Origin of the sequence: Sphaerisporangium melleum (genome assembly GCF_014646695.1) — a bacterium.
Classification (GTDB): Bacteria; Actinomycetota; Actinomycetes; order Streptosporangiales; family Streptosporangiaceae; genus Sphaerisporangium; species Sphaerisporangium melleum.
This window is the reverse complement of the sequence record NZ_BMNT01000031.1, coordinates 1-15,609: the sequence shown is the minus strand read 5'-3', so window position 1 is coordinate 15,609 and position 15,609 is coordinate 1. Positions and strand designations below refer to the sequence as shown.

Annotated in this window: 13 protein-coding genes and 1 riboswitch; of the genes, 11 read left to right on the top strand and 2 right to left on the bottom strand. The window is 72.2% G+C overall.

The features are described from left to right. Positions 1 to 43: 43 nt before the first annotated feature. From IEY93_RS25485 to IEY93_RS25465, 5 genes are all read left to right on the top strand, one after another. Positions 44 to 460, top strand: a complete 417-nt coding sequence (locus IEY93_RS25485; RefSeq protein WP_189165653.1) for a DUF3151 domain-containing protein — start codon at positions 44 to 46, stop codon at positions 458 to 460. A 140-nt stretch (positions 461 to 600) separates the two neighbouring features. Beyond that, complete coding sequence (locus IEY93_RS25480; RefSeq protein ID WP_189165652.1) at positions 601 to 1,884, top strand: adenylosuccinate synthase; 1,284 nt, start codon at positions 601 to 603, stop codon at positions 1,882 to 1,884. Positions 1,885 to 2,242: 358 nt separating this feature from the next. Next, positions 2,243 to 3,163 (top strand): glycerophosphodiester phosphodiesterase family protein, encoded by a 921-nt coding sequence (locus tag IEY93_RS25475; RefSeq protein WP_189165651.1) that lies wholly within the window; start codon positions 2,243 to 2,245, stop codon positions 3,161 to 3,163. A gap of 112 nt (positions 3,164 to 3,275) precedes the next feature. Next, a complete protein-coding gene (locus IEY93_RS25470; RefSeq protein WP_189165650.1) occupies positions 3,276 to 4,112 on the top strand; it encodes a hypothetical protein in 837 nt (278 codons plus the stop codon). 134 nt (positions 4,113 to 4,246) lie between these two features. After that, positions 4,247 to 5,401 (top strand): helix-turn-helix domain-containing protein, encoded by a 1,155-nt coding sequence (locus IEY93_RS25465; protein WP_189165649.1) that lies wholly within the window; start codon positions 4,247 to 4,249, stop codon positions 5,399 to 5,401. 16 nt (positions 5,402 to 5,417) lie between these two features. On the opposite strand, the gene IEY93_RS25460 is transcribed toward IEY93_RS25465, so the two are convergent. After that, positions 5,418 to 5,675, bottom strand: coding sequence for a hypothetical protein (locus tag IEY93_RS25460; RefSeq protein ID WP_189165648.1), 258 nt, complete (start codon positions 5,673 to 5,675; stop codon positions 5,418 to 5,420). A gap of 173 nt (positions 5,676 to 5,848) precedes the next feature. Continuing rightward, positions 5,849 to 5,960, top strand: a riboswitch (TPP riboswitch). On the opposite strand from IEY93_RS25460, the gene tenA reads away from it, so the two are divergent. Next, positions 5,954 to 6,643 carry a thiaminase II gene (tenA, locus tag IEY93_RS25455; protein WP_189165647.1) on the top strand — a complete coding sequence of 230 codons (690 nt, stop codon included), beginning with the start codon at positions 5,954 to 5,956 and terminating at the stop codon, positions 6,641 to 6,643. (Overlaps the previous riboswitch by 7 nt.) Positions 6,644 to 6,770: 127 nt before the next feature. On the opposite strand, the gene IEY93_RS25450 is transcribed toward tenA, so the two are convergent. Beyond that, the gene (locus IEY93_RS25450) at positions 6,771 to 7,904 is read right to left on the bottom strand and encodes a magnesium and cobalt transport protein CorA (protein WP_189165646.1); all 1,134 of its coding nucleotides are present in this window, start codon (positions 7,902 to 7,904) and stop codon (positions 6,771 to 6,773) included. A gap of 424 nt (positions 7,905 to 8,328) precedes the next feature. Here IEY93_RS25450 and purD point away from each other — a divergent pair, with 424 nt between their 5' ends. The 5 genes from purD to IEY93_RS25425 all read left to right on the top strand — a co-directional run bounded on the left by purD (position 8,329) and on the right by IEY93_RS25425 (position 15,541). Then, positions 8,329 to 9,561: a phosphoribosylamine--glycine ligase gene (purD, locus tag IEY93_RS25445; RefSeq protein ID WP_189165645.1), complete on the top strand. Its 1,233-nt coding sequence runs from the start codon at positions 8,329 to 8,331 to the stop codon at positions 9,559 to 9,561. Between the two features lie 181 nt (positions 9,562 to 9,742). Beyond that, positions 9,743 to 10,906, top strand: a complete 1,164-nt coding sequence (locus tag IEY93_RS25440) for a hypothetical protein (protein WP_189165644.1) — start codon at positions 9,743 to 9,745, stop codon at positions 10,904 to 10,906. 138 nt (positions 10,907 to 11,044) lie between these two features. After that, on the top strand, positions 11,045 to 12,316 hold the full coding sequence (gene murA, locus IEY93_RS25435; RefSeq protein ID WP_189165643.1) for a UDP-N-acetylglucosamine 1-carboxyvinyltransferase: 1,272 nt from the start codon (positions 11,045 to 11,047) through the stop codon (positions 12,314 to 12,316). 424 nt (positions 12,317 to 12,740) lie between these two features. Then, complete coding sequence (locus IEY93_RS25430; protein WP_189165733.1) at positions 12,741 to 13,988, top strand: transcriptional regulator; 1,248 nt, start codon at positions 12,741 to 12,743, stop codon at positions 13,986 to 13,988. A 611-nt stretch (positions 13,989 to 14,599) separates the two neighbouring features. Beyond that, positions 14,600 to 15,541 carry an EamA family transporter gene (locus IEY93_RS25425; RefSeq protein WP_189165642.1) on the top strand — a complete coding sequence of 314 codons (942 nt, stop codon included), beginning with the start codon at positions 14,600 to 14,602 and terminating at the stop codon, positions 15,539 to 15,541. Positions 15,542 to 15,609 lie beyond the last annotated feature (68 nt).

Below are 15,609 nucleotides of genomic sequence, written 5' to 3'. Positions count from 1 at the left end.
GGGAACATGACCGCGAGACCCTAACAACGATAAGACTGTGGCCATGGATACGCACGAGAACCTTCTTGCCGGTCCCCCGCCGGCCTACCTGCCGGACACCCCGGAGGCCAGGCAGGCGCTGGAGGCCGGAGCCAAGGCCAGCGATGTCGCCGCGCGCTTCCCCGCCTACTCGGCGGCCTGGGGAGCGCTCGCCGACGAGGCGTTCGCGGCCGGGCACGCGGTCACCTCCTACGCCTTCGCCCGCACCGGATACCACCGCGGCCTGGACCAGTTGCGCAGGGCGGGCTGGAAGGGGCACGGTCCCATCCCCTGGGAGCACGAGCCCAACCGCGGGTTCCTGCGCTGCCTCAACGCGCTCGCCCGCGCCGCCCTGGCGATCGGCGAGAAGGACGAGGCCGAGCGTTGCGCGCAGTTCCTCCGCGACAGCAGCCCCGCCGCCGCGGAGGCGCTGAACGCCTGATCCGGCCCGCGCCCGCCCGGCTTCGGTACGTCACCGTGAAGTCGCGCTTGGGCGACATCAGCATGCTCGGGTAGTCTCTCAACGCAAGAGCCCCTGTCGCGCTTGCGCCAGGGGTTTCGTTTTTGTGCGCGGGAGAAACCATGCCGGCTGTCGTTCTCGTGGGCGCCCAGTGGGGCGATGAGGGCAAGGGTAAGGCCACCGACCTGCTCGGCGGTGAGGTGGACTACGTCGTCCGATACCAAGGCGGGAACAACGCCGGCCACACCGTGGTGATCGGCGACCAGAAGTACGCCCTGCACCTGCTGCCCACGGGGGTGCTGTCACCGGACGTCATCCCCGTGATCGGCAATGGCGTGGTCATCGACCCGGGCGTGCTGCTGTCGGAGATCGACGGGCTCCGGCAGCGGGGCATCTCCTGCGACCGGCTGCTGATCTCGGCGAACGCGCATTTGATCATGCCGCACCACAAGGCGCTGGACAAGGTCACCGAGCGCTACCTCGGCAAGGCCCGCATCGGCACGACCGGCCGCGGCATCGGCCCCGCGTACGGCGACAAGATCGCCCGGATGGGCGTGCGCGTGCAGGACCTGCTCGACCCGGGCATCCTGGGCAAGAAGATCGAGGTCGCGCTGAACGAGAAGAACCAGGTGCTGACCAAGGTCTACAACCGCAGGGGCATCGAGCCCAAGCGCGTTCTGGAGGAGTACCTCGGTTACGCCGAGCGCCTCAAGCCGCACATCGCCGACACCTCCCTGATCCTGAACCGCGCGCTGGACCAGGACAAGGTGGTGCTGCTCGAAGGCGGCCAGGGCAACCTGCTCGACATCGACCACGGCACCTACCCGTTCGTCACCTCCTCCTCGCCCACCTCGGGCGGCGCGTGCATCGGCTCGGGCGTGCCGCCGACCCGGCTCACCCGCGTGATCGGCATCCTCAAGGCGTACACCACCCGTGTCGGCTCGGGCCCGTTCCCGACCGAGCTGACCGACGAGATGGGCGACTGGCTGCGCACCACCGGGGGTGAGTACGGCGTGACCACCGGGCGCAACCGCCGCTGCGGCTGGTTCGACGCGATCATCGCCAGGTACGCCACCCGGGTGAACGGCGTGACCGACTTCTTCCTCACCAAGCTCGACGTGCTCTCGGGCCTGGAGCGCATCCCCGTGTGCGTGGCCTACGAGGTGGACGGTGTGCGCCACGACGAGATCCCGATGACGCAGACCGATTTCCACCACGCCAAGCCGATCTACGAGGAGTTCCCCGGCTGGCAGGAGGACATCACCGAGGCCAAGACCTTCGAGGACCTGCCGAAGAACGCGCAGAACTACGTCCGCACCCTGGAGGAGCTCAGCGGCGCCCCGATCTCCGCCATCGGCGTCGGCCCCGGCCGCACCCAGACCCTCTCCCTCCGTCCCCTGATCTGACCCCTCTCGCCGGAAAGCCGGCCCTCGGCCCGCCCGGCGCCATACGTACCCCGCCTCCCCTCACGGAGGCGGGGTACGGCCGTCCGCATGACGGCTCTGCGCCCGCTACCTCGGTGCGAGCGGCGCGGGAGCCGCGCGATGACGGCGCATCGACCAGGGCCATTCCCGCCTCCCCGAAGGACGCCGCCTGGGTACGGAAGCGTGATCCGGGCCGTGGGCACACCGTCACGGCCCCGGTACTCCGTCCGCCGTCCCGGCCCGGCCGATCAGCCCGCCGATCCCGCCGCCGGGCGCACGGCCGGCGCCGACGGCCCCGCCTGAACGGGAGCGAGGGGCGTGGGCGATAGGGTGCGCCATTGTGCAGGTTGAGATACACGGCCATCGGGGGGCACGGGGCCTGCGCCCGGAGAACACCCTCCCCGGCATGGCCTTCACGCTGGGGCTGGGCGTCCACGCCATCGAGTTCGACGTCGCGCTGACCGCCGACCGGCAGCTCGTGCTCACCCATGACCTGACCGTCTCGGCGGTGACCAGCGCGGACACCGTGCCGGCGACCCCGGCCGACCCGGCGTTCCCCTACGTCGGCAAGCCGATCCGCGCCCTTTCCCTGGCCCAGTTGCGCACGCTGGAGGTCGGCGTGCGCAATCCGAGGTCCGCCACCGACCGCTTCGCCGGCACCCAGGTCCCGGTGCCGGGCACCCGCATGCCCACGCTCGGCGCGGTCCTGGCCCTGGTGAACGCCTACGGCGGCGATGACGTACGGCTGAACGTCGAGCTGAAGTCCGACCCGACCCGGCCCGACCTGTCCGGCGACCCCCGCGAGCTGACCGAGCTGGTGGTCGCCGAGCTCGACCGGCACGGCAGGCTGGAGGGTTCGGCGATCCTCAGCTTCGACTGGCGGGTGCTGCGCGCCGCCGAGGGCCTGGTCGCCACCCGGTACGCCCTGGTGGAGGAGGACACCCTCTCCCCGGCCTGGCTCGGCCTCGACCACGTCGCCGACTTCGGCGGTGACATCGCCGCGGCGGCCGCGTCCATCGGCGCCACCACCCTGTCCCCCGACCGCGTGCTGATCGGCGCGGACCTCATGGACCGGGCCGCCGCGGCCGGGCTGCCGGTCGCGGTCTGGACGGTCAACGACCCCGCCGAGGCATCGCGCATGATCGACCTGGGGGTGGCGGCGGTGGTCACCGACTACCCCGACCGGATGCGCGAGCTGTGGCGCACCCGCGGTCTTCCGCTTCCGGTGCCCACCCCGGCCCTGCGTCCCACCCCGGCCTGACCGTCCCCCTTCCCTTTGGTCCCGATGGCCGGGCCTTTCTCGCGCGTCCCAACATCAACTGCAGTGCTCGCGGGAGTATGGTGCGAGGAAGTGAAGTGACGGGAGGTCACCGATGCACGGGCAGGCGGAGATGTCGAGGTGGGCCACCGAACGGTTCGGCGAGCGCGCCGCCGCGGTGCGCGGCCGGCTCGCCGCGTCGCTCCTTGAGGCGGCCACCAACGCCCAGGACGCGCAGAAGTCGTCGCGCAGCGACAAGCGGTACGCCTACGGCTCCACACTGATGGCGCGCCGCTACGAGGCCCTGGTGGACGCGTTCCGCGCCGAGCCGGGGTTCCAGGTCGTCCGGCCGCACGGCTCCCCGCACCACCTCGTCGTGCTCGACGGCAACCTGTTCCTGCCGTTCCGGTACGCCGACGACGACACCACGCCGATCGGCGAGGCCCGGGTCGGCGACGGCCGGGTGTCGGCGCTGGTTCGCGAGCTGTTCAGCCGATTCGGCCCCAAGACCCGCTATGAGCAGGAAGTGCTCGACCTCGGCATGGACGACGAGGAGGGCGAGGCCGCCGGGCAGCGCGAGCTGGCCGCGGCGCGCCCGCTGCTCGCCCGGCTCCCCGCCGACACCCGGCTCATCCCGGTGGCGTACGCCGCGAACGCGCAGGCCAGCCTGCTCAAGCTCTACTGGGGCGAGGCGGAGCTGATCGACGACATGGGCCGCGTCCACTGGGTGCACTGCGAGCAGATCCCGCTGCTCACCGCGCTGCCCTGGGTGGCGCAGACCATCCCGTCCGCCGAGCCCGCCCTGGCCTCGCGCTTCGACCAGAGCGCCGAGCCCGACATCGCCCTCACCAGCCGCCCGGCCGCCGAGCGCGCGAACGGCGCGCTCTTCCCGGCCGGCGACGAGGCCGGCGCCGCGCCTGCGGCCGCTTCGGCGGCCGACCGCCCCTCCTGACCCCGCGTCCGGGGCGCCGATCGGCCGGCGCCCCGGAAAGAACGCGACCGGCCAAGCCCGCACAGCCCATCCACCGACCACCCGTGAGAACGACGATCGACGACCGTGAAGACGACCGAGGCCGGGGACGCCCGATGAGGCGGCGCGGCACGCACACCGGCGCGCCCAGCCCGCAGGCGGTGGCCGACGCCTTCGACCAGGCGCGGCTGACCCAGGCGCGCCGGCTGGCCGCGATGACCAAGAAGGATCTCGCCGAGCGGGTCGGCGTGACCCCGGCGGCGATCGGCCAGTACGAGACCGGCATGACCCACCCCCGGCCGGAGCTCATCCCCCGCCTCGCCGACGTCCTCGACGTCCCGTCCGCCTTCTTCCTGTCCGGGCGGCCGCACGGCAAGCTCGACGGGTCCACGGCGCACTTCCGCAGCCTGCGCTCCACCCGGGTCCACCAGCGGGCCAAGGCGGTCGCGTTCGTCGAGCAGGTCTGGGAGCTCACCCACGCCCTGGAGAAGCGCGTCCAGCTGCCTCCCGTGGACCTGCCGGGGTTCTCCGGCGGTGAGGTCCACTCGGGGGTCGAGCTGCCCCGCGACCCCGCCGCCGCGGCCCGCGCACTGCGCGCCCACTGGAGGCTCGGCTACGGGCCGATCGGCCACCTGGTCCGGCACATGGAGGCCCGCGGCATCGTCGTGGTGCTCCCCCCGCCGGACGAGGACGCGACCACGGTGGACGCCTTCTCGACCTCCCACCTGCCCCGGCCGATCGTCGTCCTGACCGCCAACCGCTTCGACGACATCCACCGCTACCGCTTCACCGCCGCCCACGAGCTCGGCCATCTCGTCCTGCACGGCGACACGGCCGCGGGCGACCACCAGCAGGAACGCGAGGCGGACGCCTTCGCCGCCGAGTTCCTCACCCCGCGCGACAGCATCACCCCCGAGCTGCCGCGCCGCCTCGACCTGCGCCGGCTGGCCGAGCTGCGGCACACCTGGGGGGTGTCGGTCGACTCGCTGGTGTACCGCTGCCGCGAGGTCGGCCTGCTCTCCGACTCCTCCGCCGGCCGGGCCTACCAGCGCCTGCGCACCCTGCGCGACCAGCCCGGCTTCGCCGGTGAGCCCATCACCGGCTACCCGGGGGAACACCCCGTCCTGCTGCGCCAGGCGTTCGACCTCGCCGCCGCCGAGACCGGCCTGACCATGCCCGAGCTCGCCGCCCAGCTCGCCTGGCACCTGTCCCGCGTCCGCGCCCTCCTCGGTGTGAAAGACCACCGCCCCCGCCTCACCCTCGTCCCCTGAGCCGGGACGGGCCTGGTCAGTGCGAGGAGTCTGGCGCGGCGGTGAGGTCGTCGGACCAGAAGTCGATCAGCTCCTCCGGCGTGAGCAGGTGCGGGGCGCGCTCGGGCGGGCGGCGGCCGGTGTGCACGGCCCAGGTGGTCACGAGCAGCGCGAGGAGCTCGTCCTCCAGCCGGGCCTGCGGCGTCCGGCCCACGGCTCGGTGTGGGCGGGCGTCGACCGCTCGGGCGGCGCGGGGAGCGGTGGCGGTGGGCGGCATCGGCTCTCTTCTGGGCATGACGGGTCTCTGCGAATAGAGACGAGTGGGGGCTGGGAAAGGTTCGCGCGCGAGGTGCCGTAGACCGGCCCCGCGCCTTGCGGACGAGTCCGGAGCTTACGGATCGGCACCGACAATCCGGCGACGGGGCGGGCGGCCGCCACCGGAGATCGGGATGCGGTTAGGCTCGGGCCACGACAGAACGCGGGAGCCCGGCGCACCGGGCTGAGAGTGCGGCTGACGCGGCCGCAGACCGCTCGAACCTGACCGGGTCATGCCGGCGTAGGGAGTTGGTTCGATTGACGACACCTGGGTCCAGCACCGCGCGGCCGTACAGCGAGGAGCTGTGGGAGGCCATCACGCCGATCCACAAGGCGATCTTGGACCATCCGTTCATCACCGGGCTGGTGGACGGCACGCTACCGCGGGCGGCGTTCCGGCACTTCATCGTGCAGGACTCGCACTACCTGCGCGACTACGCCCGTGCGCTGGCGCTGTGCGCGGCCAAGGCGCCGGGCGAGGAGGACGTGCGGGCCTTCGCGAGCGACGCGGTCGGGGCGATCGCGGCCGAGCAGGAGATGCACGCCGCGTTCATGGCCGACCTCGGCGGGTCGGCCGGGGAGGCGGCGGCGCTGCCGGTGGGGCCGGCCACCCGCGCCTACACCAGTTATCTGCTGGCCACGGTCTACGGCGGGTCGTTCCTGGACGGCCTGGCGGCGGTGCTGCCCTGCTACTGGATCTACGCGCGAGTCGGCGCGGAGCTGCTCGCGGAGTCGTCACCCGACCCGCTGTACCGCCGCTGGATCGCCGCCTACGGCGACGAGTCGTTCCAGAGTGTCGTACGCCGGGTGGTGTCCCTGGCCGACCGCACGGGGGCCGAGGCCACCGGAGCACAGCGCGCCCACGCTCTCGGGCACTTCGTCACCACCTCGCGTTATGAGTGGATGTTCTGGGACGCCGCCTGGCGCGAGGAGACCTGGCCGGTCTGAGACCGTGCGGCCCGGCCTCACCGACCGTGACGCCGGGCACTCGCTCGCCGAAGGGCACCGGGCGGCCGGCGGAACCCCGGCCGCCCCGGACGCGGGCCTCCGCCGTGGGACGTCGGGAGCGGCGCGTTCAGAGCCAGCTGTTGCGGCGGAAGCCCCGGTAGAGCAGCGAGCAGATGACGAGCATGCCCCCGATGACCAGGGGATAGCCCCAGAGGGCGTCCAGCTCGGGCATGTGCTTGAAGTTCATGCCGTAGATGCCGGCGATCATCGTGGGCACCGAGACGATGGCCACCCAGGCCGAGATCTTCCGCATGTCCTCGTTGGCGAGGGCGTTCGACCTGGCGAGCGCGGCCTGCAGGATGGAGTTGCACAGCTCGTTGGACGACTCCACCTGCTCGCAGACCCGGGAGAGGTGGTCGACCACGTCGCGGAAGTACTCGCGCATCTCGGAGGGGATCATGCGGCGCTGCGGCAACGCCCCGAGCGGGGTCTGCAGCGGCGTCACCGCGCGCTTCATCTCGATCATCTCGCGCTTGAGCTGGTAGATGCGGCCGATGTCCCGGGAGCTGACGTCGGCGAAGACCGCCGCCTCGACCTCCTCCAGCTCGGCCTGCATCTGGTCGGCGACCGAGAGGTAGCGGTCGACCACGTGGTCGGCGATGGCGTGCAGCACGCCGGACGGGCCGCGGGCCAGCAGCTTGGGCTTGACCTCCAGGCGCTCGCGCACGTCCGCGAGCGGGCAGTGCTCGCCGTGGCGGACGGTCACCACGAAGTCGGGCCCGACGAACACCATGATCTCGCCGCTGGCGATGATCTCGCTGGAGGCGGTCAGCTCGTCGTGCTCCAGGTAGGCGATGGTCTTCAGCACCACGAACAGCGAGTCGCCGTACCGCTCGACCTTCGGCCGCTGGTGCGCCTTGATGGCGTCCTCCACGGCCAGCGGGTGCAGGCCGAAGACCTCGGCCAGCCACTCGACCTCGGGCGCCTCGGGCTCGTGCAGCCCCACCCACACGTAGGCGCCGCCGGCCTCGGAGGCGGCGTTGTGCTCGCGCACCAGGCTCACGGCCTCCGGGATGCCCGGGACGTTGATTCGCTTGCCGGCGATGTACGCACCGAACTGCACCAGCGAGTCACGCGGCGGCACGCACCCGCCGTTCACCCGCTCGTGGCGCACGGTGGCGACCGGCACGGAGGCGCGCAGCCGTACGTGCGCGGTGCGGGGGTGCAGGTTGATCCGCTGGAAAAGGGTTGACGAGCGCATGGCGGTCCCTTCCCGCTCGACCTGGGGACCCGCGCGCGACAACGAAGAACGGAAAAGCGACGACGGACGCCGCGTTAGAGGGAAGGGCGCGAGGCTTTCAGTCGAGCACCGAATTGGAGTGGTCGGGTGTGCGCACGATGTACGTGCGCGAGCACGTACTGCTGGGATCACCAGAAGTCATCCCGAGTCCACCTCCAATCGCTCGAGAAATGGGCCAAAGCCGCCCTAACCTAGCACAGGCATGCTTCAGCCGATAGCTTACATCCCCTGGACGGCGCCCGATCATGTAGAACTCGCCGAAAGCGCGGCGCCGCCTCTGTGCAGACCGGCCCTTCCAGGACGGCCGTCGTCGCCGGCCGGCGGGCGACCTGCGTGAACGCCTCCGCGGTCCGGCCACCCCAGACCTGGCCCGTAGACTCCCCACGTGCGCGTTCTTGTGATTGGATCCGGCGGCCGCGAGCATGCCCTGTGCCGTGCCCTCGGGCTCGACCCCGAGGTCTCCGAAGTCCACTGTGCCCCGGGCAACGCGGGCATCGCCGAGGTGGCGACGCTCCACCCGGTCGTGCCCACCGACCCCGGTCAGGTCGTCGAGCTGGCCACGCGGCTCGGCGCGGGGCTGGTCGTCGTCGGGCCGGAGGCCCCGCTGGTGGCCGGCGTCGCCGACGCCGTGCGGGCCGCCGGCATCCCCTGCTTCGGGCCGTCCAAGGAGGCCGCCCAGGTCGAGGGGTCCAAGGCGTTCGCCAAGGACATCATGGTTGCCGCCGGCGTGCCGACGGCCGGGGCCCGGGTGTGCGTGACGCCCGAGGAGGCCGAGGCCGCCCTCGACGCGTTCGGCGCGCCGTACGTCGTCAAGGACGACGGGCTCGCGGCCGGCAAGGGCGTCGTGGTGACCGCCGACCGCGCCGAGGCGCTCGCGCACGCGGCGGCCTGCGGCCGGGTCGTCGTGGAGGAGTACCTCGACGGCCCGGAGGTCTCACTGTTCGCGCTGTGCGACGGCACCACCGCCGTGCCGCTGCAGCCCGCCCAGGACTTCAAGCGCGCCTACGACGGCGACCAGGGCCCGAACACCGGCGGCATGGGCGCCTACACGCCGCTGCCCTGGGCGCCGGAGGGCCTCACCGAGCAGGTCATGGCCGAGATCGTGCTGCCGACGGTCGGCGAGCTCGCGCGGCGCGGCACTCCCTACAGCGGGGTCCTGTACGCCGGGCTGGCTCTGACGAAGACCGGGCCGAAGGTCATCGAGTTCAACGCGCGCTTCGGCGACCCCGAGACCCAGGTCGTGCTCGACCGGCTGGAGACGCCACTCGCCGGCCTGCTGCTCGCCTGCGCCACCGGCACCCTCGGGGAGCGTCCGGCGCCGCGGTTCCGCGACGGGGCGGCGGTCACCGTGGTCGTCGCCGCGGAGGGCTACCCGGCCGACCCGGTCAAGGGCGACGTCATCGACGGGCTCGGCGAGACCGTGCCGGACGCCTACGTCCTGCACGCGGGCACCGCGCTGGACGCCGGAGGCCATGTCGTGTCGGCCGGCGGCCGGGTGCTCAACGCGGTCGGCACCGGCACGGACATCGCGGCGGCGCGCACCGCCGCGTACGCGCAGGTGGAGCGCATCGCGCTGCGCGGCTCCCACCACCGCTCCGACATCGCCGCCAACGTGTAGCCGCGCCGCTCGCGCATCTTTCCGGCGTGGCACGCGCCGCGCCGGGGTCCGCCGTGCCGTCTTGCCGGGAAGGGCGAGCGGGCCGGCTTGCCCGGCGAATGGGTACAGATGCTCCTGAACCGGTAGCGCCAGAGGGGGCGGGCGCGATAAGCCGGGGGGACGGGCGACCCCTGGAGGAGCTATGGCAGCCGACCCGGCCGTGCGATCGGGCAACGTGTCCGAGCAGTCTCCGACTGCGCAGGACGGCCGGGAGGCGTCCCAGACGGACGAGGACGGCCGCGCCGCGTTCCGGGCGGCGGAGGAGCCGCGGGACGTGCCGGTGGACGGGCTGGGCGAGCTGGGGGACGTGGACGCGCAGGAGGTGCTGCGCTGGCCGGGCGTGTGGCGGGTGCACATCACCACCCGTGCCGATGAGATCAGGGCGGACGCCGGCCGGTGCCTGGCCGTCCGGCCGGGCGACCCGGGCCTGCGGGTGCTGCACGCGGCGGTGGAGAGCCATCTCGCCGCCGCGAGCAGGTACGCGCACGAGCGGCAGGGCTGGCGGCGCTGGCTGACCGGGCAGGCCATCGAGGCCGCCTGGTCCAACCTGTACGGCGCGACCATCCTGCTGTACGGCCTGCTCCCGGGCGGCGAACTTAACGCGCGTGCCCCGGAGGTCCTCGCCACCGGCCAGGCGTACCTGCCGGCCGACGACGCCCGCCTCGTCACGCTGGCCGCGCGCATCGCCGCGGGCGACATCGGCGAGCGGGACCGCTCGCTACTCCAGGCCGTGCTGCGGGCGGCCTACGGCACGGCCTCGATCGAGAGCGGGCGGGTGCGCAGCTTCCGCAATCTGCTACTCGGCGGGGCGGCGACCCTGACCCTGATCGTCGCCGGCCTGGTGACCATCGGGGCGATCTGGCCGACGGCGCTTCCCATGTGCGGGAACGGCACCCTGCTCGCCAGCCTCGGGCCGATGAGCACCCAGATGTGCCCGACCGGCGAGGGCAGGCCGAGCCACGGGGACGTGCCGCTGGTCGCGCTCATCGGGATGCTCGGCGCGGCGCTGGCCACCGCCACCAGCCTGTCGACCCGCTCGGAGCTGTCCACGCGGTACTCGCTCGCGGTCGCGCAGAACCTGCTCAAGGCCCCCGCGGGCGTGGCCACCGCGATCATCGGGCTGCTGATCCTCAACTCGGGCTTCGTGCCGGGCTTCGGCGGGCTCAGCTCGCAGACCTCGATCCTGGTCTGGGCCATGGTCTTCGGGTACGGCCAGCAGGTGGTGACGCGGTTCGTCGACCAGCGCGCCGACACCCTGCTCAACGCCGCGTCGCCGAACGCCGTCGGCAGCCCTCCCAAACGGTGAATGACCGCCACATATCGGGGCAGCTTACTGCCGTCAAATCGACTGGGCGGGCAGCACGGAAGGGCTACTGTGGGCGGATCACCTTGCCGCCGTCCGCTGACAGCGTGTCATTTCCCAGATCTCGAGGAGCCTCCACCTATGGTTCGATACCGCGTGCGCGGTGGCAACGCCCTGCGCGGGACCGCCTTCATCCAGGGCGCGAAGAACGCCGTGCTGCCGATGATCGGCGCGGCGCTGCTCGCCTCGGACGGCCGCACGGTCCTGCGCAACGTGCCCATCATCGAGGACGTCCGGCGCGCCGTTGAGCTCGCCGAGGCGATCGGAGCCAAGGTCGAGCTGCACGAGGCCGAGCGGACGCTGGTCATCGACGCCTCGCGGCTCTCCAGCCCGGTGCTGCCCGCCGAGATCGCCCGGCGGTTCCGCGGCTCGGTGCTGTTCGTGCCCGCGCTGCTGCACCGCCTGGGCGAGGCCGTCATCGAGGGCGTCGGCGGGTGCAACCTGGGCAGCCGCAACCTGGACTTCCACTACCTGGGGTACAAGCGGCTCGGCGCGGTCGTGGACGAGGGCGAGTCCGTCATCCACGTCAAGGCGGCCGGCCTCACCGGCGCCCCGCTCTACCTCGACACCCCCTCGCACACCGGCACCGAGAACCTCATCATGGCCGCGGCGCTGGCCAAGGGCACCACGATCATCGAGAACGCCGCGCTGGAGCCGGAGGTCCTCGACGTCATCGACATGCTGACCAAGATGGGCGCCCGCATCAGCGGCGGCGGCACCGGGTTCATCACCGTCGAGGGCGTCGACGAGCTGACCGCCGTCGAGCACCGCGTGATGCCCGACCGGCTGGACGCCGGCGTCTTCGCCATGGCCGCCGCCATCACCGGCGGCGAGGTCAACCTGGTCGGCGCCTCGCTGGCGCACCTCGGGGTCGTGCGCTGGAAGCTCGAGCAGATGGGCGTCGAGTTCGCCACGGACGGCGCGGTGCTGAACGTCCGGCGCGACCGGCCGCTGCGTCCGATCAACGTCATCACCGACACCTACCCCGGCTTCGCCACCGACCTGCAGTCCCCCATCATGACGGTCGCCTGCCTGGCCGACGGGGCGAGCTACATCCACGAGCGCATCTTCGACGGCCGCTTCGCCCTCGCGGGCGAGCTGAACAAGATGGGCGCCGACATCGAGATCGAGGGCAGCCGGGCCGTCGTGCACGGCGCCACCTCGCTCACCGGTACGGACGTCACGGCGCACGATCTGCGGTCCGGCATCGCGCTCGTGCTGGCCGGCCTGGCCGCCGAGGGCGAGACCGTCATCTCCCCCGGATACCTCATCGACCGGGGTCACCACGACCTCGCGGCACGCATGAAGGCCCTGGGTGGAGATGTGGTAAGAGAGATTTCCTCTACGACCTGACTGAGCCCGTAAACCGCCTCTGACCTGTTCGAACATCCATTTTTCCCATGCCCGCTCGGCATGGGAGAGCCGCTTTCCGGCAAATCCGGGCGTGACATTAGTGCCTTGGCGAGCGATCGTTCCAAAGAGGACTAGACCGGATGGGCGATGAACCCGAGCCGGGAACGCCGCATGCCGCCCGCCGGGCGGCCTGAGCGGCGCCCCCGCGAGGTGGACTCGACCAGTGGATTTCGCGAGGAAACCACGCCCGGCGCTCCCCGGTGCCACGCGGACCGGACCGGGCGCCGCATGGCGCGGTGGACTCCATCGAAGGTATGGCGGGATGGGACGAACATTGGTCGAAAGGGCCGAAGAAACTCCGCGAGGATCACGTGTGGGCACGTCGGGCCCCGACCTCACCATCGGGGTGGTGGGGCCGCACGACCTGGTCGAACGGGTGATGCTCATGGGCCATGCGGCGGCCCCGGTGCCGTGCCGGTTGGTCGCCGCGGCCTACCGGGACGAGCAGGAGGCCGCCGACAAGGTGGTACGGCTCGGTCCGGGGGTGGACGCCTGCCTGTTCGCCAGCCCGGTGCCGTACGAGCTGGCCCGGCGGTCGGGCGTGCTGACGATCCCGGCGACGTACGTGCAGCTGGGCGGGCCGGCGTTGACGGCGGCGCTGGCCAGGGCGGCGCTGGACGAACGCATCGACCCGCGCAGGGTCAGCGTGGACCTGCTGAGCCGTGCCGACATCGAGGAGGCGTACACCGACCTCGGCATCCCCACCGGCGGGGTGCAGAGCCGGGAGGAGCCCGGGGCGACCGGCACCCTCGCGGCCTACCACGAGCGCCTGATCAGGCAGGGCGCCACGACCGGCGCGCTCACCTGCCTGCCGGCGGTGGCCGACCGGCTCGGCGCGGCCGGGGTGCCGACGGTGCGGGTGCGGCCGACGTCGGCCGCCGTTCGCAGCGCGCTGCACACCGCGGCGTTGCTGGGCGCGCACCACCGGCTGGAGGAGTCACAGCTCACCGTGGTGCTCATCGAGGTGCCCACGTTACGCGAGCCCGTACGGCGGGCGGCTCCGAGGTACTGGCGTGACGAGCTCCGGCTGTCGCTGCACCGGCTGCTGGTGCAGGAGGCCAACCGGATGAACGCCGCCGTATGGGCGATCGACGATCACAGCTATCTGGTGACGGCGACCCGTGGCTCGATGGCCACGGCCACCGACGGGTTCCGGGTCCTGCCCTTCGCCGCGCGCATCCGCGACGAGCTCGGGCTGGCGGTCGAGGTCGGGGTCGGCATGGGCCGCACGACGCACGACGCGGAGACGCACGCCAGGGCGGCGCTGGCCCGTTCGCAGGCCGGTAAGCAGCCGCAGGGGTTCGCGGTCGACCGGGAGGGACGCACACTCGTCCCGGCGCCCCGGATGCCTCCGCAGGCGCCGGGCCAGGGCCGGCCGAAGGGCGTCGAGGTGCTCGCGAGACTGGCCGCCAAGCTGGAGGGCGGGGACACGATCGTGGACGCGGAGAGCGCCGGGCGGATGCTCGGAGTGACTCCCCGCACGGCTCGGCGGCTGTTGCGCACGCTGGTTGACGAGGGACTCGCGTGGCCGCTTCCGCCGAACCGCACCCCCCAGCCCGGCCGGCCACGCCAGCTCTACCGGCTGATCGTGGAGAAGCTCGGCCCACGGTGATCGCACGCCGGGGTCGTCCGTGTGGGGCGGGCGGCCCCGGCGCGGTCACCGCCTGAGGTTGAGAAGCCCTGAGCGGCCCTCCTGCGGCCGGATCAGGGCAGGCCGGGGTGTGGAGAACGCCCGGCGCGCCGGGCGTGCCAGGCGGCGGATTCGGGCTGCACGGAGGCCCTGACGACGCGTGAGCGTGTCGTGACCCGACGTGCCGGCGAGGTGGCCCCCGGCGCCCGTCCTGATGTCCGGCCGGCGCGCGACGAGGACTCGGACGGGAGGTGGACGGGAAATGAACGCCGGTCATGACCGGTCCGGTGCACAACACGCCGACTTTTCCACAGGTTGTGGACAAGTCGCCTTTTCGTCGGCTGCGATGTATTACATTTCCGCATCTAAACCGGGATAGCGGCGCGCGCGTCCACGCCAAGAAGTTCTCCACACCCTGTGGATAACCTGTCGATGACGTCGGCACGCTCCCGCACCCCGCCAGGACCAGCACGGACGAGGCGGGCGCCGCCTCTTGCCGGTCCTCCCCACCACCCAAGACCGGCGAACGTGGGGCATCTCGGGTCCGAAATCCGCGTGTGCTTTGTCGGGGCCGATGACTATTGTCATGAGTCATGCGCCAGAACACTCGTGACATGAAGGTCTGGGCGGCCCTCGCGGCGGTGTACGTCATCTGGGGGTCCACCTACCTGGGGATCAGGCTCACCGTCGAGACGATGCCCCCGCTGCTCAGCGCCGGGCTCCGCTTCGTCGCGGCGGCGCTCATCCTCGGCACCGTGCTGGTGATCCGCAGGGGTCCCGGCGTCCTGCGCATGAGCCTGCGGCGGTTCTGTGGTGCGGGTTTCGTCGGGCTGCTGCTGCTCACCGGCGGCAACGGCATGGTGTCGGTGGCCGAACAGCACATCTCCTCCGGGCTCGCCGCCCTGCTGGTCGCCTCCGTGCCGCTCTGGCTGGTCATCTTCCGCGCGCTGGCGCACGACCGGCCCCACCTGTTCACGCTGGCGGGCGTGCTGATCGGCTTCTGCGGCGTCGCCGGGCTGTCGCTCACCGGCGGCGGCTCGTCCGACACTCTCGGCATCGTGATCATCCTCGCCGGGTCGCTGTCGTGGGCGGCCGGCTCCTTCCTGTCGGGCAAGATCCCGATGCCGGAGGACCCGTTCGTCGCCAGCACCGTCGAGATGGTCGTCGGCGGAGCCGGCCTGCTCGCCATCGGGCTCGGCATCGGCGAGCGCCCGGACCTCGGCCAGATCAGCACCGGCTCGTGGCTCGCGCTCGCCTACCTCGTCCTGGCCGGCTCGCTCGTCGGCTTCACGTCCTACATCTGGCTGCTCGGCAACGCCCCCATCTCGCTGGTGTCGACCTACGCGTACGTCAACCCGGTCGTGGCGGTGCTCCTCGGCGCGCTGGTGCTCCACGAGCAGGTCACCACGCAGATGCTGGCCGGCGGCCTGGTCATCGTCCTCGGCGTCGCCCTGGTGGTCTCCACCGAACGCCGCAGGCGCCCGCCACGCACCGCGGTCACCACACCCGCGAGCCGCGTCACCTCCTCCTCCTAATGGGAGTTACCGGGTTGCCTGATTGGGCAGACTCGGTGCCTGGTAGCCGTCGGTGAGTGAGCACTCTC